Origin of the sequence: Terrabacter terrae (assembly GCF_039529575.1) — a bacterium.
Lineage (GTDB): Bacteria > Actinomycetota > Actinomycetes > Actinomycetales > Dermatophilaceae > Terrabacter > Terrabacter terrae.
On sequence record NZ_BAAANB010000021.1, the window covers coordinates 977,578 to 1,001,710 of the forward strand.

A 24,133-nucleotide genomic window follows, 5' to 3' on the forward strand; every position below is an offset into this window, starting at 1 on the left:
ATGGCCGTCTCCACCATCACCGGGGCGCCGGTGACCGCACCCCGTCGAGCCCGCCGCCGGGCGACGGTGCCCTACCTGCTGCTCGTCCCGGGCATGCTCTGGCTCGTCGTCTTCTTCGTCGTGCCGATGATCTCGCTCGGCTCGCAGTCGCTGCAGACGGGCGACGTGGACAACGGCTACACGATGACGTGGAACTTCGCGACGTATGCCGACGCCCTGTCCACGTACTGGCCACAGATGCTGCGCTCGCTCGTCTACGCCGGGGTCGCCACCCTTGCCACGCTGGCCCTGGGCTATCCGCTCGCGTGGTTCATCGCGCACCGCTCGGGCCGGTACAAGAACATCCTCCTCGTGCTCGTCATCGCCCCGTTCTTCACCTCGTTCCTCATCAGGACTCTGGCCTGGCAGACGATCCTCGGCGACAACGGCCTCCTCGCGCAGGTGGCGCTGCGGACGCACACCGACTTCCTGCTCTCCGGGTTCAAGGAGGTGCTGCGCACGGTCGGCCTGATCAACAACGACCAGCTGCTCTTCTCGCCCTTCGCCGTGATCTGCGGCCTGACCTACAACTTCCTGCCGTTCATGGTGCTTCCGCTCTACGCCAACCTCGAGCGCCTCGACCACCGACTGGTCGAGGCGGCGGGCGACCTCTACGCCTCGCCGTTCCAGGCGTTCCGACGCGTCATCTGGCCGCTGTCGCTGCCCGGCGTCGTGGCCGGCACCCTGCTGACCTTCATCCCGGCCGCGGGCGACTACATCAACTCGGTGCTGCTCGGCAGCACCCGCACCGTGATGATCGGGCAGGTCATCGACGCGCAGTTCCTGCGCGTCCTCGACTACCCGACGGCGGCGGCCCTGAGCTTCATCCTGATGCTCGTGATCGTGGCCTTCGTCGTCACGTACGTCCGCCGGGCCGGCACCGAGGAGCTGGTCTGACATGGCGTGGCTGAGACGCAACCTCGTGATCATCGTCGGGATCCTCGTGATGGTCTACATCCTGCTCCCGAACCTCGTCGTCATCGTCTTCTCGTTCAACAAGCCGGCGGGGCGCTACAACTACGAGTGGAACCAGTTCTCCCTCGACGCCTGGACCAACGTGTGCGGCGTCCCGGGCATGTGCCAGTCGGTGGGACTGAGCCTTCAGATCGGTGTGATCGCCTCCCTGACTGCCGCGGTCCTCGGCACCATGGTGGCCTTCGCCCTGGGGCGCTACCGGTTCCGGGGCCGCTCGGGCACCAACCTGCTGATCTTCCTGCCGATGGCCACGCCAGAGGTGGTCATGGGCTCGAGCCTGCTCACCCTGTTCATCGCCATGGGCGTCCCGACCGGCCGAACGACGATCCTCATCGCGCACATCATGTTCTGCCTGTCGTTCGTCATCGTCACGGTCAAGGCCCGAGTCGCCTCACTCGACCCGCGTCTCGAGCAGGCCGCCGCCGACCTCTACGCCAACGAGCTGCAGACCTTCCTCAAGGTGACCTTCCCGCTCGTGCTCCCGGGAATCGCTGCGGGTGCGCTGCTGGCCTTCTCGCTCTCCTTCGACGACTACATCATCACCAACTTCAACGCGAGCCCCGAGTCGGTCACGTTCCCGATGTACGTGTGGGGCGCCGCGCAACGAGGAACTCCGGTGCAGATCAACGTGATCGGGACCGTCATGTTCCTCGGTGCCCTCGTCGTGGTCATCGCCGGCCAGGTGCTGGCCGGCCGTCGCTCCCGCAAGGTGGCGTGAGCCCGTGCGGGTCCTGATGGTCGGCGCCGGCGGGGTCGGTGACGCCGCCGCGCGCATCGCCGCCGAGCGCGGCTTCTTCGAGCGGTGGGTCGTCGCCGACTACGACCTGGCCCGAGCCGAGCGCACGGTCGCCGCCGTGGTCGAGCGCCACCCGGGGGAGGCCCGGTTCGTCGCGGCGCGTGTCGACGCGTCCGACGCCGGCGCCGTCGCAGCGCTCGCCCGGGAGCACGGTGCGACGCACGTCTTCAACGCCGTCGACCCGAAGTTCACGATGTCCGTCTTCGACGGCGCCAGGGCAGCCGGAGCGGACTACCTCGACATGGCCATGAGCCTCTCGCGTCCCCACCCGGCGCAGCCGTATGCCGTCACCGGCGTCAAGCTCGGCGACGAGCAGTTCGCGGTGGCGGGGGAGTGGGAGGCCGAGGGCCGGCTCGCGCTCGTCGGGATCGGCGTCGAGCCCGGGCTCTCCGACGTCTTCGCGCGGTATGCCGCCGACCACCTCTTCGACGAGATCGACGAGCTCGGCACCCGCGACGGCGCCAACCTCGTCGTCCACGACGAGCACGGCGACGAGGTCTTCGCGCCGAGCTTCTCGATGTGGACGACGATCGAGGAGTGCCTCAACCCGCCGGTCGTGTGGGAGAAGGGGCGGGGCTGGTTCACGACGGCGCCCTTCAGCGAGCCGGAGGTCTTCGACTTCCCGGAGGGCATCGGCCCGGTCGAGTGCGTCAACGTCGAGCACGAGGAGGTCCTCCTCATGCCGCGCTGGGTCGACGCGCGGCGGGTGACGTTCAAGTACGGCCTCGGCGACGAGTTCATCAACGTCCTCGAGGTGCTGCACTCGCTGGGCCTCGACCGCACCGACCCGGTGACCGTCAAGGGCGTGCAGGTCTCGCCGCGCGATGTCGTCGCCGCCGTGCTGCCCGACCCCGCGACCATCGGCCCGCGGATGACCGGCAAGAGGTGTGCGGGCCTGTTCGTCACGGGCACCGGCAAGGACGGACGGCCACGGCGGACCTACCTCTACCACGTCGTCGACAACGCCGACACGATGGCGGCCTACGGCGCCCAGTGCGTCGTCTGGCAGACGGCGGTCAACCCGGTCGTGGCCCTCGAGCTCCTCTCGCGCGGCACCTGGAAGGGCGCCGGGGTCCTCGGCCCGGAGGCGTTCGACGCGGTGCCCTTCCTCGACCTGCTCGCCGCCGCGAAGCCGCAGGGCTACGGCTCGCCGTGGGGTACGGACGAGCGGTGAGGGCCGCGCCCCGGGCGACGACGACGACGACCACCACGCAGGACCACGCGACGACAGGATTAGGGTTTCAGGCATGGCAACGGTGACGCAGGAGTCAGTGCTCGAGTCGGTCCCGAAGGGGCTTCTCATCGGGGGTCAGTGGCGCGATGCCAGCGGCGGCAAGACCCTCGCCGTCGACGACCCGGCCACCGGGGAGGTCCTGACGCACGTGGCGGACGCCAGCGTGGCCGACGGCACTGCGGCGCTCGACGCGGCCGTCGCGGCGCAGGCGGACTGGGCGCGCACCGCACCGCGCGACCGCGCGGAGATCCTGCGGGCGGCATACGAGAAGATCACCGAGCGGGCCGACGAGCTCGCCATGCTCATGACCCTCGAGATGGGCAAGACGCTCACGGAGTCGCGCGGCGAGGTCGCCTACGGCAGCGAGTTCTTCCGGTGGTTCTCCGAGGAGGCGGTCCGCATCGGCGGCCGCTACGCGACCTCGCCGAACGGCGCCACCCGCCTGATGACGATGAAGCAGCCCGTCGGCCCGGTCCTCATGATCACGCCGTGGAACTTTCCGCTCGCGATGGGCACCCGCAAGATCGGCCCGGCGATCGCCGCCGGCTGCACGATGGTCGTCAAGCCGGCCAGCCAGACGCCGTTGACGATGCTCGCCCTCGCCGACCTGCTCAAGGAGGTCGGCCTGCCCGACGGCGTCCTCAACGTCGTCACGACGAGCAGCACCGGGGAGGTCATGGAGCCGCTCATCCGCGACCCGCGGCTGCGCAAGCTGACCTTCACCGGCTCGACCCCGGTCGGGCGCAAGCTCATGGAGCAGGCCTCCGAGCAGATCCTGCGGGTTTCGATGGAGCTCGGCGGCAACGCGCCGTTCCTCGTCTTCGGCGACGCAGACGTCGAGAAGGCGGTCACCGGGGCGATGCTCGCCAAGATGCGCAACATGGGTGAGGCCTGCACGGCCGCCAACCGCTTCTACGTGCACGAGTCGATCGCCGAGGAGTTCTCCGCCGAGCTCGGCAAGCGCATGGGCGCGCTGACGCTCGGTCGCGGCACCGACGACGGTGTCGACGTCGGCCCGCTCGTCGACGAGAAGTCGCGCGACAAGGTCTCCGCGCTCGTCGACGACGCCGTCGAGAAGGGCGCGCGGGTCGTCGTGGGCGGCTGCGCCCGCGAGGGGGCCGGCTGGTTCTACCAGCCGACGGTGCTCACCGACGTGCCGCGGGACGCCGACCTGACCCGCGAGGAGATCTTCGGCCCGGTGGCGCCGGTGTCGACCTTCACGACCGACGAGGAGGCGATCGCGATGGCCAACGACACCGAGTACGGCCTCGTCGCCTACCTCTTCACCAACGACCTCTCGCGTGCCATCACGGTGTCCGAGGCTCTCGAGTTCGGCATGGTGGGTGTCAACCAGGGGATCGTGTCCAACCCGGCCGCCCCCTTCGGCGGGGTCAAGGCCTCCGGGGTGGGCCGTGAAGGCGGGTTCGAGGGCATCGACGAGTACCTCGAGACGAAGTACGTCGGCATCGCCCTCTGACATCTCCCGACGCTTTCCGGCGCTGCCTCCCCGGCCTCCGGGGGGCATTCCAGACATTCCGGGAACCGGGTCCGGGCACAGCGTGCGTTGTGGTGCAATCGGCGCATGGGGACACCAGACGGTCATGACGTGGGGACGCTGCGCCCCTTGGACGCCCTGCTGAGCGAGACCGACGAGGTCCTGCGACGAGGCACTCCTGCGGGGGCGCGGGTGTGGCCGACCGGCTTCCCGGCCCTGGACACCGTGCTCACCGGCGGCGTCCGCTCGGGTGAGCTGGTCCTGCTCGGTGGGCCGGCCGGCCACGGCAAGACCACCCTCGGCGTGCAGATCGCACGCAACGCCGTGGCGGCCGGGGCCAGCGCCCTCGTCTTCTCCTACGAGCACGAGAGCCACACGCTGCTCGAGCGGCTCATCTCGCTCGAGGCGGCCGAGGCGGACCTCGGCGAGGTGGCGGGGGTGATCGACGTACGGCGGGCGCTCGAGACCGCCGACCGCGGCGAGTCCCTCGAGTCGGTGCTCTCCACCCTGCGCGGCGGCGCCCGCGCCCACGCGGCTCTCACGAGCTACGGCGACCGCCTGCAGGTCCACGAGTCGTCCGGCACGAGCACGACGCTGGCGCGGATCGGCGATGCCGTCGCCCGCGTCAGCGAGTCGACGGGCCGGGCCCCCCTCGTGCTGCTCGACTACATCCAGAAGGTCCCCGTCGACCGCCCGGGGGAGGACGAGCGCGTCACCGCCGCAGCCGAGGGCCTGAAGGATCTGGCACTGTCGGCGCGGGTGCCGGTCCTCGCCATCTCGGCCGCCGACAAGGACGCGCTGGCCTCCGGCCACCGGATGCGCACCCGGGACCTCCGGGGCTCGTCCGCCCTCGCCTTCGAGGCCGACGTCGTCCTCATCGTCAACGACAAGGTCGACGTCGTCTCCCGCGAGCACCTGCTCTACAACCTCGGCAACATCGAGCGCTTCCGCGAGTGGTCGGTCGTCAGCATCGAGAAGAACCGCCACGGCAAGGCGCACGTCGAGCTCGAGTTCGCCAAGGACTTCGAGCACGGACGATTCCACCCGGAGGGCCAGGAGGTCAGCGAGCGCCTCATCGACGAGCGGGTCTTCGTGTCCTGACGCTGCCGATGGCGTATGCCGTCCGCGGCGTGCGTGGGCCCGCGGATCGTCCGCGTGGTGGCGTGACGGCATACGGCGGGGCGCCGGGCGCGCTAGCGGGTGATGACCGTGACGTTGAGGTCGTCGCGCTCGTCGGCGACCTGCTCGAGGACGTCGACGACGGTGTCGTAGGCCTCGCGGTCGCGAGCGCGGAGCGTTCCGGCGTGGTCCCAGACGAGCTCGATGGGGGCCTCGCGTGAGGGGTCCAGGTCGCGCAGGGCGTCGAGCAGCGCGTCCCAGTTGCGGCCGAACCAGTCCGGCAGCGCGAGGTCGGTGGCGAAGGCGTCCAGGACGCTCTCCCTGTCCTCGCCGCCCGAGACGATGCGAACGTCGTGGCCCAGCCACCTCAGCTGCTCGATGTGGTCGTCCGGTTCGCTGTGCCTGCCGAGGAACGTCGTCACGGGCCCTCCTGGATCCGGCGGAACGAGGCGTAGTGGTCGGCGGTCCAGTACCTCTCGCCGCCGCTTCCAGCGATGATCCGACGCGGGCCGCGGTCGCTGGATCCCGGTGTCACGACGGTGAACTCGCGGTAGTAGCCGCGGGGCTCGGCCGGCAGCAGGCGTTCACGGTTGGCGAAGGTCTGGTTGTCGCTGCGCGGGTAGGGGAACGGTCCGCCGGCGCGGATCAGGGCCAGGGTGTGGCGGGCCTCGGGAGGCAGGGACGGCTCGGCGACCCAGGGCAGCCCCGACCGAGGGTCGGTCGCGGCGCGGCCGGTGCCGCCCGGTGTGGTGGAGGTGGCGACTCGCCCGGCCTGAGCCGGCGAGTCGGGAACGCCCGGTGCCGGTGGACCTTCGGCGGCCCGGACGACGACCCAGGCGAGCACGACGAGAACGACCGCGAGCACGCCGACGAGCGCCTGGCGTGGGCCGCGGGTCTTCACCTCGCCATCATGCCCGAGTCGGCAAAGGTGCGAATCCCCGGACGGGGCCGAGGCGCTGACGGCAGACTGCGGCCGTGAGCCTCCTGCGCGACCTCCTCGGGGACCGGGCCGGCCGTCGATCCGAGCCGGCTCCGGCGGTCGTCGCGCGCGACGTCGGGCACCGCGTCTTCATCGAGCGCGCACCGGAGGACGTCTGGCCGCACCTCGTCGCGCCGGCTCCCGGGGGCGAGCTCGGGATCGACTGCGTACGCGTGGCACCCCTGCCCGGGCCCGACGGCGGCGCGGGGTCCGGCGGGCCGGCCGGCCGGCTGCCGGAGTTCGTCGGGGTGTGGCGGCGGCCCAACGGTCGGCTGTGGGTGGGCCTGAGCACCGTCGTCGACCTGGAGCACGGGGTGCGGGTCGTCTCCCGGTCGGAGGACGGCGGCGCCGACCTGTCCCTGACCACGACCCTGGAGCCGCTCGACGGTGGGTGCGTCGTCGCCCAGCAGCTCTCCGGACCGGCGCCGACCGACCCCGTCGCGGAGTTCGCGCGGGCGTGGATGGCTCGGGCCCTGCTCGGGCTCAAGGCGGACGTCGAGGGCGCCCCACGCGGCCGGACCCGGGACCCCGTCTCCGAGGCGCCGGTGGAGGAGGTGGCCGGGAGCGGCTTTCTCGGCCGCGCCGTGGCCAAGGGCGGCGTCCCGGGGGTGCTGCCGGTGCACGAGACCGCCTCCGTCGACGTCGCCGTCCTGCCCGAGCGGCTCTGGGAGGTGCTCGGGCAGCCCTCGTCGGAGCAGCTGCTCGAGCCCACCCTCGAGCAGATCGTGCGCCTCGACCTCGCCGACGAGCCGGGACGGGAGCACGTGCTCGCCGTCCACCGCCACCCGGACGGACGACGTGCGGTGTCGGTCTCGATGGTCGTCGAGGCGACCCGCGCGACCCGGATCATCGAGCGCGACCTCACGTCCTCGCACGAGGCCGACGTCGTGACGACGATCGAGCCGTGCCAGCTGGGGTCACGCCTCACGGAGACCTTCACCGGCTGGCTGCCCGCCGGGCCTGGCCGGGTCGTCGACGGCTCGTCGGTGGCAGCCCTGATGCGCACGCGTCTGGCCGTCGTCAAGAACCTCGCCGAGGCCGGGGCCGTGCCCCAGCGCGACCCGCGTACCGGCTTCCTGCCGCCTGGCCAGGCGCCGGACCCGCGCCCCGGACAGGTCCCGCAGCTGCCTCCGCCGACCGGACGACCGATGCCTCCCTCGATGCCTGACCCGGCCCCGGACTCGGTGCCGGACTCGGCGGCTGACCGGGTGCCTGCTTCCGTGCCCTCCAGCGTGCTGCTCCCACCGCCCCACGTCGCGGCGCCGGCGGCCGGCTACGACCTCGGGCCGTGGCCGACCTGGGGCGACGGCGGCTTCTCCGCCGCCGCGGACCTCCTCTGGTGGTGACGACCAGCCCGGTCACGCGCCCTCGGCCCGGGGCGGGCGCGCGATCCGGTCCCGACGTCGGTGGCCGGCGCTAGCGTCGGAGGATGCTCGAGACACCCGACGAGACCTCGGCGCTGCAGGCGTTGCTGGACGCGTCCCATTCGCGGGCGACCGGACACCTGCGCAGCATCATCGACGACGATCGCACCCTGACCGCAGAGCAGCTCGCGGCGCTGCTCACCGGCATGAAGGTGCTCTCGGTCGCCACCGTCACCGCCTCCGGCGAGCCGCGCATCAGCGCCCTCGACGGTCACTTCCTGCACGGCACCTGGACGTTCGGCACCTCGGGCACCTCGGCCAAGGCCAGGCACCTGGAGCGGCGCCCGGCCGTGAGCGTCGCCCACATCGACGGTGAGGAGCTGGCGCTCTTCACCCACGGCTACGCCGAGCTGCTCGAGCCCGGTCCACGGCGCGACGCGGTCGACGCCCACTGGACCGCCCACTACGGCAGCAGCCCCTTCTCCTGGGGGGACGACATCCGGATGTACCGCCTGCGCATGACCTGGGCCGTCGCCTACGCCTTCAAGCGGGACGAGCTGCTGCGCGCGAGGGGCGTCACGACGTAGCCGGCGCCGCTTGCGGAAGAATGCCGGGCGTGACTGACACCTCGGCACGCCTCCGGCGCATCGTCCTGCTCGGCTCCACCGGCTCCATCGGAACGCAGGCGATCGACCTCGTCCAGCGCAACCCCGACCGCTTCGAGGTCGTGGGGCTCTCCGCCGGGTCCAACCTCGACCTGCTCGCCGAGCAGGCTGTCGCCCTGCACGCGCCCGTCGTCGCGGCGGCGAGCGCGACGCAGGAGAGCCTGGCCCGAGCGGTCGCCGGCGCGGCCGACGCAGCCGGCGTGACGGCATACGACCCCGAGCTGGTCGTCGGCCCCGAGGCGAGCACGACGCTCGCCGCGCGCGAGGCCGACGTCGTCGTCAACGGCATCACCGGCGCGATCGGCCTCGAGCCGACGCTCGCCGCGCTGCGCGCCGGGACGACGCTCGCCCTGGCCAACAAGGAGTCGCTCATCATCGGCGGCCCGCTCGTCAAGGCCCTCGCAGCGCCCGGGCAGATCGTCCCGGTCGACTCCGAGCACAGTGCCATCGCGCAGTGCCTGCGAGGCGGCAGGGGCGACGAGGTGCGCCGTCTCGTCGTCACGGCCAGCGGAGGACCGTTCCGCGGTCGCAGCCGTGCCGAGCTCGCCGGCGTGACACCGCAGCAGGCCCTCGCGCACCCCAACTTCTCGATGGGCCGGGTCATCACGACCAACTCGGCGACGCTCGTCAACAAGGGGCTCGAGGTCATCGAGGCGCACCTGCTCTTCGACATCCCGTTCGAGCGGATCGACGTCGTCGTGCACCCGCAGCAGATGATCCACTCGATGGTCGAGTTCGTCGACGGCTCGACCATCGCGCAGGCCGGTCCGCCGCGGATGCTCGTGCCCATCGCGCTCGGGATGAGCTGGCCAGAGCGCATCGCCGACGCCGACGTGCCGGTCGACTGGACGACGGTGCAGTCCTGGGAGTTCGAGCCGCTCGACGACGAGGCGTTCCCGGCCGTCGCGCTCGCCCGGCGGGTGGGCGAGGCCGGTGGCACCTGGCCGGCCGTCTACAACGCGGCCAACGAGGTCGCCGTCGACGCCTTCCACGACGGTCGCATCGGCTTCGTCGACATCGTGGACACCGTGGCGAAGGTCGTCGACGCGTATGCCGCCGAGCCGGCCTCGCGGGCCAGCGACCTCACGCTGGGCGACGTGCTGGCGGCCGACGCCTGGGCCCGGGCCGCCGCCGGTCGCAGCATCCCCGCCTGAGCTTCGCACCCTCACTTCCCGCGAGTCGATGTATTGCCGCGTCACCGGGGACGCGGCAATACATCGACCCGGCGTCCGTCGTGCGAACCGTCGTCCACATCTCCTGCGCTGCAGCCTGCGTTGTCCACCGCAGCCCTCGACCCGCTCGCCGTGGCGACGGGCCGCTCCCATGCTCGTGCCGTGGACCGCAAGCAGCGCAGAGCCCTCGCCGGCTCGGTGGCAGAGGCGCAGGACGGGGTCATCTCGCGTGCCCAGCTGGCCGAGCTCGGCATCTCACGGCATCACGTCCGTCGGGAGGCCGAGCGAGGGGCGTGGCGCCTTCACGGCCGGCGCACCGTGGCAGTGCACACCGGAGCGTTGAGCGCTCCGGCGCTCCGGTGGCGTGCCGTTTGGGAGATCGGAGCCAGGATCGCTGCCATCGACGGGGTGACTGCCCTGCAACACGCCGGTCTGCTGGGCTTCGAGGACTCGGCGGTGCACGTGTCCGCGGTCCACAACCACAACACCGAACCCGTGCCGGGCGCGCGGGTGCACAAGGTGATCCGCCGTGTCGGCGGCGAGGTCCTCCCGGCCGGACTGCCACGTACTCGACCGGAGGTGGCAGCAGTGCGTGCGGCGCACTGGGCCGTCTCTGACCGGCAGGCTGCTCTGGTGCTGCTCATGGTGGTGCAGCAGCGACTCACGACACCGGCCAGGCTCGCGGGCGCCCAGCGTGCCGTGCGCGGACGCACGCGCCGCGCTTTCATCCGCGCGGTCGTCCGTGACATCGCTTTCGGGGTGCAGAGCCTGGGCGAGCTCGACTTCGCCGAGGAGTGTCGGCGCCGAGGGCTGCCAGAGCCGACCAGACAGGCGGTTCGCCAGGCCTCCGGCGGTCGCATCTACCTCGACGTCGCTTGGGAGGACCACGGACTGGTCGTCGAGATCGACGGGGTCCATCACAGGCTGGGCCTCAACGTGACCTTCGACAACTTGCGCCAGAACGACGTGACCCTCGACGGCGAGAGGGTGCTGAGGATCGATGTCATCGGGTTCCGGCTCGAGAGTGACCGGTTCATGGTGCAGGTGGCCCGGGGCTTGCGCTGCTGCTCCTCTGCCACCTCCGCCGCTTGACGCCGACTCGATGTGTCAATGCGTCACTGGTGACGCATTGACACATCGAAGCGGGATCACAGGGAGTGGATGTGACAATGAAGGGGTGCTGTTCTTCCTAGGGGTCCTGATCGTCGTCGTCGGCGTGGCGCTCAGCATCGCGCTCCACGAGATCGGCCACCTCGTGCCGGCCAAGAGGTTCGGCGTCAAGGTCACGCAGTACATGGTCGGCTTCGGGCCGACGGTGTGGTCGCGCCGGCGCGGCGAGACCGAGTACGGCATCAAGGCGATCCCGCTCGGCGGCTACGTCCGGATGATCGGCATGCTGCCGCCGCGCCCCGGCGACAAGCCGGGCGAGCTGCGCACGCTCTCGACCGGCCGGTTCAGCCAGATGGTCGACCAGGCGCGGGCCGACTCGATGGAGGAGGTCAAGCCCGGCGACGAGGACCGCGTCTTCTACAAGCTGAGCCCCGGCAAGAAGATCGTCATCATGCTCGGCGGCCCGATCATGAACCTCGTCATCGCCGCCGTGCTGCTGACCGGCGTCATCACGCTCTACGGCCTGCCGCAGGTCGCCCCGAAGGTGGGCCTCCTCTCACCGTGCGTGCCCACGACCGCCCCGACGCTCCAGGTCCCGCAGCCCCAGTGCAAGCCGGGAGACCCCGTCGCACCCGCCAAGGCCGCCGGGCTGCAGGAGCGCGACCGGATCCTGTCGGTCGACGGCAAGCCGATCAGCGCGTGGGACCAGGTCACGGCCGCCATCCGCGACAGCAAGGGCAGGCCCATGACGTGGGTCGTCCAGCGCGGCGACCGCAAGGTCAGCGTTTCCATCACGCCCGCGGTCATCGACCGCGCCACCTACGACGCCAAGGGTGACCCGGTCGCCAGGAACGGCCAGCCCGTCCTCGCGTCCATGGGCTTCGCCGGCATCACCCCCGGGCAGGAGCTGGTCAGGACCCCGATCACGCAGGCACCCGGCTTCGTCTGGGACCGCGTCGTCGACACGGCGGCGATCATCGTCAACATCCCCCAGAAGATGGCGGGGGTGTTCCAGGCGGCCTTCGGCTCGCAGGAGCGCGACCCCAACGGGCCCATCTCCGTCGTCGGTGTCGGCCGCATCGGCGGTGAGGTGGCCGCGCTCGACATCCCGGCCGACGAGGGCGGCAACTGGGTCAAGCTCGCCCAGCTGATCCTGATCATCGCCTCGCTCAACCTGGCGCTCTTCGTCTTCAACCTGGTGCCGCTGCTGCCGCTCGACGGCGGCCACGTGGCAGGCGCCATCTGGGAGGCGGTCAAGAAGGGCTGGGCGAGGCTGCGCCACCGGCCCGACCCCGGCTTCGTCGACGTGGCGAAGGGCCTGCCGATCGCCTACGGCATGTCGCTCGTGCTCATCACCATGTCGGTACTGCTCATCTACGCCGACATCGTCAAGCCGATCAAGCTCTTCGGCTGAGCCGTCCCCGCGGCACCACCCGGGGACCGGCCGACCGTCGGGTGCCTCCACGGGCCGCCGGAGGCACCTCATGGAGGCGCGAGCAATAATGGCGGGCATGAGCGTCTCCCTCGGTATGCCGTCCGCGCCCCCGCCGGTCCTCGCGCCCCGGCGCCAGACCCGCCAGATCAAGGTCGGCAAGGTCGGGGTGGGAAGCGACTTCCCGGTGTCCGTGCAGTCCATGACGACGACGCCGACGACCGACATCAACGCAACGCTCCAGCAGATCGCCGAGCTGACCGCCGCCGGCTGCGACATCGTCCGCGTGGCGTGCCCCAGCCAGGACGACGCCGAGGCGCTCCCGGCGATCGCGCAGAAGAGCCAGATCCCGGTCATCGCCGACATCCACTTCCAGCCCAAGTACGTCTACACGGCCATCGAGGCCGGTTGCGCTGCCGTACGCGTCAACCCCGGCAACATCCGGCAGTTCGACGACCAGGTCAAGCAGATCGCGCGCGAGGCGAAGGACGCCGGCGTCTCGATCCGCATCGGAGTCAACGCCGGCAGCCTCGACAAGCGCCTGCTGGCCAAGTACGGCAAGGCCACGCCCGAGGCCCTGGTCGAGTCGGCCGTCTGGGAGGCGAGCCTCTTCGAGGAGCACGACTTCCACGACTTCAAGATCTCGGTCAAGCACAACGACCCCGTCGTCATGGTCCGTGCCTACGAGCTGCTGGCCGAGCGCGGCGACTGGCCGCTGCACCTCGGCGTCACCGAGGCCGGACCCGCCTTCCAGGGCACCATCAAGTCCGCCACCGCCTTCGGGGCACTGCTCTCGCGCGGGATCGGCGACACCATCCGCGTCTCGCTGTCGGCCCCGCCCGTCGAGGAGGTCAAGGTCGGGATCCAGATCTTGCAGAGCCTCAACCTGCGCCCCCGCAAGCTCGAGATCGTCTCGTGCCCGTCGTGCGGTCGCGCCCAGGTCGACGTCTACACGCTCGCCGACCAGGTCACTGCCGGCCTCGAGGGCATGACCGTGCCGCTGCGCGTCGCCGTCATGGGGTGCGTCGTCAACGGCCCGGGCGAGGCCCGCGAGGCCGACCTCGGCGTTGCCTCCGGCAACGGCAAGGGCCAGATCTTCGTCAAGGGCGAGGTCATCAAGACGGTGCCCGAGGCGCAGATCGTCGAGACCCTCATCGAGGAGGCCATGCGCCTCGCCGAGGAGATGGGCGAGCCGATCGACGAGGAGTCGGCCGGCGCCCCGAGCGTCACCATCGGCTGACGTGCGCCCTCCGGCCCGCTCGACCGAGCGTGGAGCCGGGGACGAGCCGCGCCCGAGCTTGCGAGGGCCCGGCGCGTCATTCCGGCATGCCGTCCTGCGCGACCTCGCCGAGCGTGTCGTCGCGCTCCGGCCGGGTGAGCGCATCGCCGTGGCCGTCGACGGCTTCGACGGCGCCGGCAAGACCGTGCTGGCCGACCAGCTCGCCGAGGTGATCGGCGGCCTCGCCGGCGCCCGTGAGGTGCTGCGCCTCTCGATCGACGGCTTCCACCGGCCACGGGCCCAGCGGGTGGCGCGGGGCCGGGGACCGGAGACCTTCTACGAGGACTCCTACGACTACGAGGCATTCTCCCGCGCCGTCATGGACCCCTTCCGCCGTGGGGAGCCGGTCACGCCTGCCGTCAACGACGTCGACGCCGACCGGCCGGTCCGCCCGGACCCGGTGCCCGTGGGAGCCGACACGGTGCTGCTCGTCGACGGCATCTTCCTGCAGCGCCCCGAGCTCGCCGACGTGTGGGACGCGGCCGTGTGGGTCGACGTCCCGTTCGAGGTGTCGGTGCCGCGGGGCAACGGTCGCTCCCCGGGCGACCACGACGCGGATCCCGAGGCGGAGGTCAACCGCCGCTATGTCGGGGGGCAGCGGCTCTACCTCGCGGCTGCCGACCCGCGCTCGCGCGCGACCTGGGTGCTCGACAACACCGACCTCGCACGCCCGGTGCTGCACGCGCGCACCCGGTGAGCCGAGGGCACACGCCAGGAGCTCGTGCTGGGGTCACGTGGGCCTTCACGCGGCGTGGAAGGCGCGCCGAGGTGACACCCGGCCCGCGGGCAGGCAGTCTGGGGAGGTGCTTCGCCAACGACTACCCGTGCGGCCGCTGTCCGGGGCCGACCACGAGGCCGCGCTCGCCGTCTGCGCGCGGGACCGGGTGGCCAACGCCTTCGTCGCGGCGCGCATCGTCGAGGGGTCCCTGCGCGCGTCGCCCGGGGCGCTGCTCGGCCACTGGTCGGAGGGCCGGCTCCGGGGCCTCGCGTGGGTCAGTGCCAACGTCGTCCCGGTGGAGCTGGACGACGACGGCGTGACGGCCGTGGCCTCGCGGATCATCCGTATGCGGCGCCAGTGCGCCTCGGTCTTCGGACCGAGCGAGCAGGTCGCCGGTCTCTGGGAGCGCCTCAGCCCGACGTGGGGACCGGCACGGGCCATCCGCGGCCACCAGCCGCTCCTGACAACGACCACTCCGCCGTCCTCCCTCGGACTCGCTCTCGACCCCGACGTCCGTCCGGCGCGCATCGACGAGGTCGAGCTCGTGCTTCCCGCCGCCGCGCACATGTTCACCGAGGAGATCGGCTACCCGCCCTACTTCGGCTCCGACCGTGGCTACCGGGCGAGCATCGCCGCACTGATCCGGGCTGGGCACACCTTCGTCAAGGTGCAGGACGGCGAGGTCGTGTTCAAGGCCGACGTGGGCTCCCTGGCGCTGGGGTGCGCGCAGGTGCAGGGCGTGTGGCTGCACCCGCGCCTGCGCGGGCAGGGTCTCTCCGTGCCCGCCATGGCGAGCGTCGTCGAGCAGGTGCTCACCAGCATGGCCGACGAGGTGTCGCTCTACGTCAACGACTACAACGCCGCGGCTCGGGCCACCTACGACCGGTGCGGCTTCCACGAGGTCGGCTCCTTCACCACGGTGCTGCTCTGAGACCCCGCGGTCCCGAGGTGGGCGTGAAGACCGCGAGGACGGCGCCGCTGGGCAAGGACGCGGCTGCCCTCGCCGGCCTGTTCGTCGTGTCCGGCGTCCTGCACCTCGTCAGGCCACGGGTCTTCGAGTCGATCGTCCCCCAGCCGCTGCCCGCCCGCCGAACGCTGGTGTATGCGTCGGGCGCCGCCGAGCTCGCTTGCGCGGCAGGGCTCTTCGTTGCTCGCACGCGCCGGGCTGCCGGGATCGCCTCTGCCGCCCTGCTCGTGGCGGTCTTCCCGGCGAACGTCGCCATGGCGACGGGCGCCAAGCGGCGGCTCGAGCGTCACCCGGACGCGCGCAGGCGTGGCTACCTCGCCGCGACCCTCCTGCGTCTCCCGCTGCAGTGGCCGATGATCCGGACGGCGCTGCGGGCCGGGGGAGTCATCGCTCGAAGGTGATCCGGATGCTGTCGCCGACCCGGCGGTAGCCGAGAGCGGAGTAGATGGCGTTGGACGTCGGGTTGGCCAGGTCGGTGTAGAGCAGGCACGCCTCGCCGGCGTCCATCCGCGCCGAGCTGAGGGCCGCGACCACGGCGCTGGCGTAGCCGTGTCCGCGCAGCTCCGGCGGCGTCCAGACACCCGAGACCCGCGTCAGGCCCCCGGCCGCCGCCGAGGCGTACGCCATCGAGACCGGCCGACCGGCGTCCTCCCACAGGCCCACTCGTCCGTCGGCGAGGTGCTGCGTGAGCAGCGGTGCCGCGCGACCCGCGCCCTCGATCGCGTCGAGGAACTGCTGGTGCCACTCGTCCAGGAGCGCGGCGTCCTCCTCGGTGGCGAGCCGGAACCGGCCGCCGACCTCGAAGGGGAGCCGAGGACGCGCCGGCAGGTCGTACCGTCCCTGCTCCATCGCCACCGTCGCAGCCGCGCCGGTGCGGGCCACCCACTCGGCCGTGAAGGCCTCGGCCGGCTCCCGGTCACCCCCGACGCCCGGCAGGTCGTCGTCCGCGTCCGCGAGCAGGACGGCGAGGTCGCGGGCCTCGTCGCACGTGGCCAGCGCGATGTGGAGCGGGTGCGGCGGCGTGTGCATGAACGCGGCCACAGCCTCGCCCGACGGCGCGCTCCCCACCCACCACCGGGGGTCGAGAAAGCGGCCGGGGTCCGTGACGAGCGATCGCGTCACGCTGGCGACGACGCTGAGGGCGTCCGGCTCGCGCTCGACGAGGCGAGCGAAGCGGGCCTCTGCCTCCGCGGGGTCGGTGAGGAGCGTGAACGTGGACGAGCTGTGCGGCATACGGCAACTCTGGCAAACCGGCCAGCGTGACGGCGAGTCGTTTCCCGCCGAACCGCGCCGCGGTCAGACGTGGGCGAGCACCTCGGCGTGGGTCATCGCGAACCACGCGTCCGGGTGCCGCGACCACGACTGCCAGGCCGCGCTGATCTCCTCGAGCTCCGCGCGCGTCGCGAGCCCGCGCTCGAGCGCCTGTGAGGCGAACGTCGAGTCGAGCGATCGTCGGGCCCACACGCCGCCCCACCAGGCGCACTGCTCAGGAGTGGCGTAGGCCCACAGCGATGCCGACGGCGTGAGGCGGGACAGGCCGGCGGCGTGCGCCCACGCGACGAGGTGGCGGCCGGCGTCGGGCTCGGCGTGGTTGAGGCGCGCCAGCCGGCGGTAGAGCTCGAGCCAGCGCGTCATGCCCTGGGACGCGGGGTGCCACACCATCGAGGCGTAGTCGACGTCGCGCACGGCGACGAGGCCACCGGGCCGAGTCACCCGAGCCATCTCGCGGAGGGCGCCGACGGGATCGGGAAGGTGCTGGAGCACCTGGTGGGCGTGCACGACGTCGAAGGACTCGGCGGCATACGGCAGCGCCATCACGTCGGCCAGCGCGAAGCGCGTGCGCGAGTCTCCGCGGGCGGTGGCGTTGCGACGGGCCTCGACGAGCGGGCCCTGGACGTTCTCGACGCCGACGACCTCTCCCGAGGGACCCACCGCCTCGGCGAGGTCAAGGGTGATCGTGCCCGGCCCGCACCCCACGTCGAGGAGCCGCAGGCCGTCGTGGAGGTGGGGGAGCAGGTACGCCGCGGAGTCCGTGGCCGTGCGTGCGCCGTGCGAGGCGAGAACGCTCGCGTGGTGACCGTGCAGGTAGACGTCCGCCATGACCGGACCGTACGCCGGGGACGGGGTCACGCGTCCCCGCAGTCCGCTCCGCGACCCGCAGGGCCCCCGACGCAAACACCTCGCGAGCGACCGCGAGGACCCCGATATCCTTCCCAGGTTGCGCAACACCGCCAGCAACACGCTCGACCCGATAGCCCTACGAGGAGTCCCGGTGGCCCTGCACATGTCGTCCCTGTTCCTGCGAACCCTTCGCGAGGACCCGGCGGACGCAGAGGTCCCGAGCCACCGGCTCCTCGTGCGCGCCGGCTACGTCCGCCGCGTCAGCCCCGGCGTCTACACGTGGCTGCCGCTCGGTCTGCGCGTGCTGCGCAACGTCGAGCGGATCGTGCGCGAGGAGATGGACGCGATCGGCGCCCAGGAGCTGCTCTTCCCGGCGCTGCTGCCCAAGGAGCCCTTCGAAGCCACCGGCCGCTGGACCGAATACGGCGACAACATCTTCCGCCTGCAGGACCGCAAGGGCGCCGACCACCTCCTCGGGCCGACGCACGAGGAGATGTTCACCCTCGCCGTCAAGGACCTCTTCAGCTCCTACAAGGACCTGCCGCTGTCGATCTACCAGATCCAGACGAAGTTCCGCGACGAGGCGCGTCCGCGCGCGGGCGTGCTCCGGGGCCGCGAGTTCGTCATGAAGGACAGCTACTCCTTCGACGTCGACGCCGCCGGGCTCGACAAGAGCTACCAGCTCCACCGCGAGGCCTACGTCCGCATCTTCGACCGTCTCGGCTTCCACTACGTCATCGTCGAGGCGATGGCCGGTGCCATGGGCGGCAGCAGGAGCGAGGAGTTCCTCGCCACCGCCGAGGTCGGCGAGGACACCTACGTGCACTGCACGAGCTGCGGGTATGCCGCCAACGTCGAGGCCGTACACGTGCACGCCCCCAGCCCGGTGGGTTGGGACGGCGTCCCTGCCGCGCACGCCGAGGACACCCCCGACACGCCGACCATCGAGACGCTCGTCGCGCACCTCAACGAGCGGTTCCCCCGCGAGGACCGGCCGTGGGAGGCCGGCGACACCCTCAAGAACGTCATCGTGACGCTCGTGCACCCGGACGGCACGCGTGAGCCGCTCGCGATCGGCGTGCCCGGTGACCGCGAGGTAGACGAGAAGCGCCTCGGCGCCCAGGTCGAGCCGGCCGAGGTCGAGGCCTTCACCGAGGCCGACTTCGCCGCCAACCCGGCGCTCGTGAAGGGCTACATCGGCCCCGGGGCGCTCGGCCTCGAGGGCACCTCGGGCATCCGCTACCTGCTCGACCCGCGCGTCGCCGAGGGCACCCGCTGGGTCACCGGCGCCAACGCCGCAGGCCGGCACGTCATCGACCTCGTCGCCGGTCGCGACTTCACCGCCGACGGCACCATCGAGGCCGCCGAGGTCCGCCCCGGCGACCCCTGCCCCAACTGCGACCACACGCTGTCCGCCGCCCGTGGCATCGAGATGGGCCATGTCTTCCAGCTCGGCACGAAGTACGCCGAGGCGCTCGACCTCAAGGTGCTCGACCAGAACGGCAAGCTCGTCACCGTCGTCATGGGCTCCTACGGCGTCGGCGTCTCCCGCGCGGTGGCGTGCGTCGTCGAGGGCAACCACGACGAGTCCGGCATCATCTGGCCGCGTGAGCTGGCCCCGGCCGACGTGCACATCGTCGCCGCCGGCAAGGACGACGCCCTCTTCGTCAAGGCCGAGGAGATCGCCCGCGAGCTCGAGGCGCAGGGCCTGAAGGTCCTGGTCGACGACCGCAAGGGCGTGAGTCCCGGCGTGAAGTTCAAGGACTCCGAGCTCATCGGCATCCCGACGATCCTCGTCATCGGCCGCGGCCTCGCCGGGGGCACGGTGGAGGTCAAGGACCGGCGCAGCGGCGAGCGGCGTGAGGTCGCCGTCGAGGACGTCGTGCCGGCCCTGGTCGCCGAGGTGACGGCCGAGGTCGCGCGCTCGTGACCTCGTCCCAGCGCCCGGTCGAGGCGGTGGTCTTCGACTGGGGCGGCACCCTCACGCCGTGGCACGAGGTGGACCTGCCGCAGCAGTGGCGGATCTTCGCGCGCACGGTGCACGGCCTCCCGGTCGAGGACCCCGACATGCCTGTCGAGGACCTCGCCGAGGCCGACTCGCTCGCGCTGCGCATCCACGAGGCCGAGGAGCGGGCGTGGCGTCGTGGACGGGAGACCCATGAGAGCGCCTCGCTCGCCGCCATCCTCGAGGAGGCCGGGGTCGACCCCGCGCACGACCGCCACCACCTGGCGCTCGCGGCGTACCAGCGCTTCTGGGAGCCGCACACCCACACCGACGCGCAGGTGCGCCCGCTGTGGGAGTCGCTGCGGCGCAGGGGGATCCGCGTCGGCGTCCTCTCGAACACCATCTGGACGCGCGACTACCACCGCGAGGTGTTCGAGCGCGACGGCGTGCTCCAGCTGCTCGACGCCGACGTCTACTCGTCCGAGATCCACGTCGTGAAGCCGCACCCGGACGCGTTCCGGTACGCCTGCGACGCGCTCGGGGTGCGCCCCGAGCGCGCGGTCTACGTCGGCGACCGCCTCTTCGAGGACGTCCACGGACCCCAGCAGGTCGGCATGCGGGCGATCCTCGTGCCGCACTCCGACATTCCCTCCGGGCAGCGGACGGCCGTGGTCGCCCGTCCGGATGCCGTCGCCGAGGAGCTGATCGACGTCGCCGGCATCGTGGCGCTCTGGAACCACGAGGCCCGGGCCGACGATGCGCGGGCGGACGACGAGGCGTGAACGACCCCACTCTGACGACCTTCGCGTTCCTCGCAGCCGCGGCCTTCGTGGCCGGGTGGATCGACGCCGTCGTCGGCGGCGGAGGGCTCGTGCAGCTGCCGGCACTGCTGGTCGGGCTGCCGGGCGCCTCGCCGGCGCAGCTCCTCGCCACGAACAAGTTCGGCTCCATCTTCGGCACCGCGACGAGCTCGGTGACGTTCTACCGGCGGGTGAGGCCCGACCTGCGCACCGCGCTTCCGATGGCGGCGGTGGCCTACGTCGGCTCGATCGGCGGTGCCTTGATCGGGCTGCACATCCCGAAGTCGGCGTTCAACCCGATCATCCTCGTACTGCTCGTGCTCGTCGGCGCCTACACGCTCTTCAAGCCCGATCTCGGCAAGGAGTCGATCCGCCGCTTCCACGGCGCCCGGCACACCCTCCTCGCGATGCTGACCGGCTTCGTCATCGGCGGCTACGACGGGGCCCTCGGCCCGGGCACCGGCAGCTTCCTCGTCTTCACACTCGTGGGGCTGCTCGGCTACAACTTCCTCGAGGCCAGCGCCAAGGCGAAGATCGCCAACTTCGCCACCAACCTCGGCGCCCTGACCATCTTCGCGCCGATGGGGCTGGTCATCGTCAAGGTCGGCCTCGTCATCGCCGGCGCCAACCTCCTCGGCGGCTACGTCGGCGCCCGGACCGCCGTGGCGCGCGGGAGCGGCTTCGTCCGCGGCTTCTTCGTCGCCATCGTCAGCGCCTTCATCGTCAAGATCGGCGGCAGCCTGCTCGGCTGGTGGCCGTAGGCCGGGCCACACGGCATACGTCCTCGGAGGGAAGTCGCCCGAAAGGGGACGCCGGGACGGTTGAGGTGACGCCGCCGTGGGCACGGGTGGGGCACAACTCGGTGCGGCGGCCCGTTGCTGCCGCCGCTGTCGACTCGAAGGAGATGCCATGACCACGCGCGTCGAGAAGACCGTCCTGGTGAACGTCCCGGTCAGCAGGGCCTACAACCAGTGGACGCAGTTCGAGGAGTTCCCGCAGTTCATGGGTGGGGTCCAGAGCGTCAGGCAGCTGGGCGACGACCGCCTCGAGTGGGTGGCCCAGATCGCAGGGGTGCGCCGTGAGTGGCAGGCCAGGATCCTCGAGCAGGTGCCCGACCGGAGGATCGCCTGGGCGGCCACCGAGGGTGCCACGAACGCGGGCGCGGTCACCTTCGAGGATCTCGGCGGCGACCAGACCTCCGTGACGCTCGTCCTCGAGTACGAGCCGGAGGGCCTCGTCGAGAAGGTCGGCGACAAGGCGGGCATCGTCGAGAACCAGGCGCAGAACGACCTCGAGCGGTTCAAGCAGTTCATCGAGTCGGAGGGGTATGCGACCGGTGCGTGGCGCGGCTCGGTGGAGTCAGGTGCCCCGGTGGGCACTCCCGGGACCGACGATGCTGCTGCCTCGCGCGGCGACTCGGGCAAGGCCGGACCGTCCGGCAAGGCGGTTGCGGCAGGCGTGGCGGCCGCAGGTGCGGCCGCAGCCGCCGCGGCGGCCGTGGCCGGGTCCGCCAGCGGGTCCACCAGGGAGTCCACCGGCCGGTCCACCGGCGGGTCCAGCGACTCGGGCGCCGGGCAGCGCGGTCAAGACGCCGAGTGGGCCCTGGGAACGGGCGCCGGTGACGACATCCGGATGCTGACCGACGACGAGATCGAGGCCGGTGCCTCGGACGTCCCGCTCGGCGCCGACGAGGACGAGTCGCCGGGCGACTCCGGCATCAGCCGGTAGCCCGTCGCTCTCCCGACACCCGAGCCCCACGCGTACGGAGGGCTCGGGTGTCCGCGTACCGTCCGCCGCCTCATACGACAGTACGAACGGGGCCACAGCGCACGCACAGGAGCCGGCCCGAATCTCAGTGGTATGACCTCACTCGTGCTCCCCGACAGCCGTGACCTCGCGGCCCCCGCGGCCTCGCGGCGCCGGGCTCTCGCGCCGACGCCTCGCTGGTGGAGGGACGCCTCGGCCGTCTTCGCCTGGGGCGTCACCCTCTTCGTCGTCGCGCTCTGGGTCGCCGGAGGAGGTCTGACCGCGTTCGGCTCGCTCGGCGAAGGCGTCACGAACATCGGCCGGCTCACGGGCCTCGTCGCCTCGGTGCTCATGCTCCTCCAGGTGCTCCTCATGGCCCGCATCCCCATGGTCGAGCAGGCCTGGGGCCAGGACGAGCTCGCCCGGGTCCACCGGCTCGTGGGCTTCACCTCGTTCAACCTCATGGCCGCCCACATCGTGCTCATCACCGTCGGCTACAGCGCCGGAACGGACCTGGGCATCCTCGCCACCTTCGTCGACCAGGTGCTGCACTCGCCGGGGATGCTGCTGGCGCTCGCCGGCACCATTGCCCTCGTCATGGTGGTCGTCACGTCGGTCAAGAAGGCCCGCGCCCGGCTGCGCTACGAGTCGTGGCACCTGCTGCACCTCTACGCCTACCTCGGAGCGGGCCTCGCGCTGCCGCACCAGCTGTGGACCGGCCAGGACTTCAAGACGAACACGACGGCCACGGTCTTCTGGTGGGGGCTGTACGCGTTCGCCCTCGTCGCCGTGCTCGTCTACCGGGTTGGCCTGCCGATCGTGCGCTCCGCCCGCCACCGCCTCGTCGTCTCCACGGTCGTCGCCGAGTCGCCGACCGTGACGTCGGTCGTCGTGCGCGGTCGCCGGCTCGACCGCCTTCCCGTGCGGGCCGGCCAGTTCTTCCAGTGGCGCTTCCTCGACGGGGCCGGCTGGACCCGGGGCAACCCGTACTCGCTGTCGGCGGCCCCTGACGGCCGCACGCTGCGGATCACCGCCGAGGCCGTCGGTGGCTCGAGCGAGAGGCTCGCGAGGCTGCGGCCCGGCACCAGGGTGATGGTGGAGGGACCGTACGGGCGACTGCACACCGGCGTGCGCACCTCCGACAAGACGGTGCTCATCGCCGGAGGCATCGGGATCACCCCGCTGCGGGCCATCCTCGAGGAGCTGCCCGCCGCGCCCGACGGGGTCGTCGTGATCTACCGCGTCGGCAGGCAGTCCGACATCGTCCTGGCGGACGAGCTGCTCGCGCTCGCCCGTGCCAAGGGCGGTCGCGTCGTCGCGGTCGTCGGCCACCGCAACCGGGAGCGGGACAGCTGGCTGCCCGTCGAGGTCGCACACCTCGGTGACGCCGAGGCGCTGCGACGGATCGTCCCCGACATCGCCGAGCGCGACGTCTACGTGTGCGGCAACCCCGCCTGGATGGACGCCGTCATCACCGCCGCCCGCGAGGCCGGTGTGCCCGCAGGAGCCGTCCACCACGAGCGCTTCACCTACTGAGCCCCTGGGCGGCAGCCGTCCGCCGGCCCCGACCCGTCATCGAACCCACATCACGAATCGAGCCCCACATGCGCCGCATCGTCCTCTGGGCCATGAGCACCCTGACCGTGCTCGTCCTGCTCTTCAGCTACAACACCTCCCGCAGCTCCACCGCACTCGTGGCGGCCGAGGGCCGCCAGGTCACCACGACCAGCAAGAGCTCGGACAGCACCGGCTCGACCTCCGGCTCGTCCGCCGCCTCGTCCACCGACTCAGCGGGCCAGGACCCCTCGGCCGCGTCGGGCTCGACCTCGTCCGCCGGCTCCTCGGGCAGCTCAGCGAGCTCGAGCGCGGCCAAGACCTACTCCGGCGACGCGATCATGACGCGCTACGGCAACGTCCAGGTGCAGATCACCGTCAAGAACGGCAAGATCACCGCGGCCGACGTGCTGCAGGTACCGATGAACGACCGCCACGACGAGATGATCAACTCCATGGCCGTGCCGGTCTACAACGACGAGGCCGTGAGTGCGCAGTCGGCGCAGATCGACGTCGTCTCCGGCGCGACCTATACCTGGCAGGGCTACACCCAGTCCCTGCAGTCGGCCATCGACCAGGCGCACCTGTGAGCCCGTCCGCGGACCGGGCGGCGAGCGAGAAGG

Annotated in this window: 24 protein-coding genes; 20 read left to right on the plus strand and 4 right to left on the minus strand. The window is 71.7% G+C overall.

Translation table 11 applies throughout. From position 1 onward, the window contains the following. From ABD194_RS14655 to ABD194_RS14675, 5 genes are all read left to right on the plus strand, one after another. Complete coding sequence (locus ABD194_RS14655) at positions 1–936, plus strand: ABC transporter permease (protein ID WP_343992617.1); 936 nt, start codon at positions 1–3, stop codon at positions 934–936. 1 nt (position 937) lies between these two features. Further along, on the plus strand, positions 938–1,732 hold the full coding sequence (locus tag ABD194_RS14660; protein WP_343992619.1) for an ABC transporter permease: 795 nt from the start codon (positions 938–940) through the stop codon (positions 1,730–1,732). Positions 1,733–1,736: 4 nt separating this feature from the next. Next, positions 1,737–2,984 carry a saccharopine dehydrogenase family protein gene (locus ABD194_RS14665; RefSeq protein WP_343992621.1) on the plus strand — a complete coding sequence of 416 codons (1,248 nt, stop codon included), beginning with the start codon at positions 1,737–1,739 and terminating at the stop codon, positions 2,982–2,984. Between the two features lie 73 nt (positions 2,985–3,057). Then, entirely contained in the window at positions 3,058–4,521 is a 1,464-nt protein-coding gene (locus ABD194_RS14670; protein WP_343992622.1) for an NAD-dependent succinate-semialdehyde dehydrogenase, read from the plus strand. A gap of 105 nt (positions 4,522–4,626) precedes the next feature. After that, positions 4,627–5,640 carry a DnaB-like helicase C-terminal domain-containing protein gene (locus ABD194_RS14675; protein ID WP_343992624.1) on the plus strand — a complete coding sequence of 338 codons (1,014 nt, stop codon included), beginning with the start codon at positions 4,627–4,629 and terminating at the stop codon, positions 5,638–5,640. Between the two features lie 92 nt (positions 5,641–5,732). Here the strand turns inward: ABD194_RS14675 and ABD194_RS14680 are convergent, their stop codons facing one another. Next, complete coding sequence (locus tag ABD194_RS14680; protein ID WP_343992626.1) at positions 5,733–6,080, minus strand: barstar family protein; 348 nt, start codon at positions 6,078–6,080, stop codon at positions 5,733–5,735. After that, positions 6,077–6,559: a guanyl-specific ribonuclease gene (locus tag ABD194_RS14685; RefSeq protein ID WP_343992628.1), complete on the minus strand. Its 483-nt coding sequence runs from the start codon at positions 6,557–6,559 to the stop codon at positions 6,077–6,079. The genes ABD194_RS14680 and ABD194_RS14685 overlap by 4 nt, the downstream gene beginning before the upstream one ends. A gap of 74 nt (positions 6,560–6,633) precedes the next feature. Between ABD194_RS14685 and ABD194_RS14690 the strand changes: the two genes are divergently transcribed. The 9 genes from ABD194_RS14690 (at position 6,634) to ABD194_RS14730 (ending at position 15,745) form a co-directional block, all read left to right on the plus strand. Further along, positions 6,634–7,983 (plus strand): SRPBCC family protein, encoded by a 1,350-nt coding sequence (locus tag ABD194_RS14690; RefSeq protein ID WP_343992630.1) that lies wholly within the window; start codon positions 6,634–6,636, stop codon positions 7,981–7,983. An 83-nt stretch (positions 7,984–8,066) separates the two neighbouring features. After that, the gene (locus ABD194_RS14695; protein WP_343992633.1) at positions 8,067–8,588 is read left to right on the plus strand and encodes a pyridoxamine 5'-phosphate oxidase family protein; all 522 of its coding nucleotides are present in this window, start codon (positions 8,067–8,069) and stop codon (positions 8,586–8,588) included. Between the two features lie 20 nt (positions 8,589–8,608). Continuing rightward, positions 8,609–9,820: a 1-deoxy-D-xylulose-5-phosphate reductoisomerase gene (gene dxr / locus ABD194_RS14700; RefSeq protein WP_343992635.1), complete on the plus strand. Its 1,212-nt coding sequence runs from the start codon at positions 8,609–8,611 to the stop codon at positions 9,818–9,820. Positions 9,821–10,000: 180 nt separating this feature from the next. Next, the gene (locus ABD194_RS14705) at positions 10,001–10,930 is read left to right on the plus strand and encodes a hypothetical protein (protein WP_343992637.1); all 930 of its coding nucleotides are present in this window, start codon (positions 10,001–10,003) and stop codon (positions 10,928–10,930) included. 85 nt (positions 10,931–11,015) lie between these two features. Further along, the gene (locus ABD194_RS14710; protein ID WP_343992639.1) at positions 11,016–12,362 is read left to right on the plus strand and encodes a M50 family metallopeptidase; all 1,347 of its coding nucleotides are present in this window, start codon (positions 11,016–11,018) and stop codon (positions 12,360–12,362) included. 97 nt (positions 12,363–12,459) lie between these two features. Then, on the plus strand, positions 12,460–13,620 hold the full coding sequence (gene ispG, locus ABD194_RS14715) for a flavodoxin-dependent (E)-4-hydroxy-3-methylbut-2-enyl-diphosphate synthase (protein ID WP_343992641.1): 1,161 nt from the start codon (positions 12,460–12,462) through the stop codon (positions 13,618–13,620). Position 13,621: 1 nt separating this feature from the next. Continuing rightward, positions 13,622–14,356: a nucleoside/nucleotide kinase family protein gene (locus ABD194_RS14720; protein ID WP_343992643.1), complete on the plus strand. Its 735-nt coding sequence runs from the start codon at positions 13,622–13,624 to the stop codon at positions 14,354–14,356. A gap of 127 nt (positions 14,357–14,483) precedes the next feature. Beyond that, positions 14,484–15,308: a GNAT family N-acetyltransferase gene (locus ABD194_RS14725; RefSeq protein WP_343992645.1), complete on the plus strand. Its 825-nt coding sequence runs from the start codon at positions 14,484–14,486 to the stop codon at positions 15,306–15,308. 23 nt (positions 15,309–15,331) lie between these two features. Next, positions 15,332–15,745: a DoxX family protein gene (locus ABD194_RS14730; protein ID WP_343992647.1), complete on the plus strand. Its 414-nt coding sequence runs from the start codon at positions 15,332–15,334 to the stop codon at positions 15,743–15,745. On the opposite strand, the gene ABD194_RS14735 is transcribed toward ABD194_RS14730, so the two are convergent. Further along, positions 15,729–16,577 (minus strand): GNAT family N-acetyltransferase, encoded by an 849-nt coding sequence (locus ABD194_RS14735; RefSeq protein ID WP_343992649.1) that lies wholly within the window; start codon positions 16,575–16,577, stop codon positions 15,729–15,731. The genes ABD194_RS14730 and ABD194_RS14735 overlap by 17 nt on opposite strands. A gap of 63 nt (positions 16,578–16,640) precedes the next feature. Next, positions 16,641–17,444, minus strand: a complete 804-nt coding sequence (locus tag ABD194_RS14740; protein ID WP_343992651.1) for a methyltransferase domain-containing protein — start codon at positions 17,442–17,444, stop codon at positions 16,641–16,643. A 172-nt stretch (positions 17,445–17,616) separates the two neighbouring features. Between ABD194_RS14740 and ABD194_RS14745 the strand changes: the two genes are divergently transcribed. The 6 genes from ABD194_RS14745 to ABD194_RS14770 all read left to right on the plus strand — a co-directional run bounded on the left by ABD194_RS14745 (position 17,617) and on the right by ABD194_RS14770 (position 24,100). Beyond that, entirely contained in the window at positions 17,617–19,395 is a 1,779-nt protein-coding gene (locus tag ABD194_RS14745; RefSeq protein WP_343994169.1) for a proline--tRNA ligase, read from the plus strand. Further along, a complete protein-coding gene (locus ABD194_RS14750) occupies positions 19,392–20,192 on the plus strand; it encodes an HAD family hydrolase (protein WP_343992653.1) in 801 nt (266 codons plus the stop codon). The genes ABD194_RS14745 and ABD194_RS14750 overlap by 4 nt, the downstream gene beginning before the upstream one ends. Beyond that, positions 20,189–20,971, plus strand: coding sequence for a TSUP family transporter (locus tag ABD194_RS14755; RefSeq protein WP_343992655.1), 783 nt, complete (start codon positions 20,189–20,191; stop codon positions 20,969–20,971). The genes ABD194_RS14750 and ABD194_RS14755 overlap by 4 nt, the downstream gene beginning before the upstream one ends. Positions 20,972–21,119: 148 nt before the next feature. Next, complete coding sequence (locus tag ABD194_RS14760; RefSeq protein WP_343992657.1) at positions 21,120–21,938, plus strand: SRPBCC family protein; 819 nt, start codon at positions 21,120–21,122, stop codon at positions 21,936–21,938. Positions 21,939–22,070: 132 nt separating this feature from the next. Further along, positions 22,071–23,492: a ferredoxin reductase family protein gene (locus ABD194_RS14765; RefSeq protein WP_343992659.1), complete on the plus strand. Its 1,422-nt coding sequence runs from the start codon at positions 22,071–22,073 to the stop codon at positions 23,490–23,492. A 92-nt stretch (positions 23,493–23,584) separates the two neighbouring features. Beyond that, positions 23,585–24,100, plus strand: a complete 516-nt coding sequence (locus tag ABD194_RS14770; protein WP_343992661.1) for an FMN-binding protein — start codon at positions 23,585–23,587, stop codon at positions 24,098–24,100. The last annotated feature ends 33 nt before the right edge of the window (positions 24,101–24,133 follow it).

What these genes read in the sequence shown, in the direction of transcription:
- ABD194_RS14765 (WP_343992659.1), top strand. Translation starts at nt 22,071, where the DNA reads ATGACCTCACTCGTGCTCCCCGACAGCCGTGACCTCGCGGCCCCCGCG.
- ABD194_RS14735 (WP_343992649.1), bottom strand. Translation starts at nt 16,577, where the DNA reads ATGCCGCACAGCTCGTCCACGTTCACGCTCCTCACCGACCCCGCGGAG.
- ABD194_RS14670 (WP_343992622.1), top strand. Translation starts at nt 3,058, where the DNA reads ATGGCAACGGTGACGCAGGAGTCAGTGCTCGAGTCGGTCCCGAAGGGG.
- ABD194_RS14740 (WP_343992651.1), bottom strand. Translation starts at nt 17,444, where the DNA reads ATGGCGGACGTCTACCTGCACGGTCACCACGCGAGCGTTCTCGCCTCG.
- ABD194_RS14655 (WP_343992617.1), top strand. Translation starts at nt 1, where the DNA reads ATGGCCGTCTCCACCATCACCGGGGCGCCGGTGACCGCACCCCGTCGA.
- ABD194_RS14770 (WP_343992661.1), top strand. Translation starts at nt 23,585, where the DNA reads ATGAGCACCCTGACCGTGCTCGTCCTGCTCTTCAGCTACAACACCTCC.
- ABD194_RS14695 (WP_343992633.1), top strand. Translation starts at nt 8,067, where the DNA reads ATGCTCGAGACACCCGACGAGACCTCGGCGCTGCAGGCGTTGCTGGAC.
- ABD194_RS14675 (WP_343992624.1), top strand. Translation starts at nt 4,627, where the DNA reads ATGGGGACACCAGACGGTCATGACGTGGGGACGCTGCGCCCCTTGGAC.
- dxr (WP_343992635.1), top strand. Translation starts at nt 8,609, where the DNA reads ATGCCGGGCGTGACTGACACCTCGGCACGCCTCCGGCGCATCGTCCTG.
- ABD194_RS14660 (WP_343992619.1), top strand. Translation starts at nt 938, where the DNA reads ATGGCGTGGCTGAGACGCAACCTCGTGATCATCGTCGGGATCCTCGTG.
- ABD194_RS14760 (WP_343992657.1), top strand. Translation starts at nt 21,120, where the DNA reads ATGACCACGCGCGTCGAGAAGACCGTCCTGGTGAACGTCCCGGTCAGC.
- ispG (WP_343992641.1), top strand. Translation starts at nt 12,460, where the DNA reads ATGAGCGTCTCCCTCGGTATGCCGTCCGCGCCCCCGCCGGTCCTCGCG.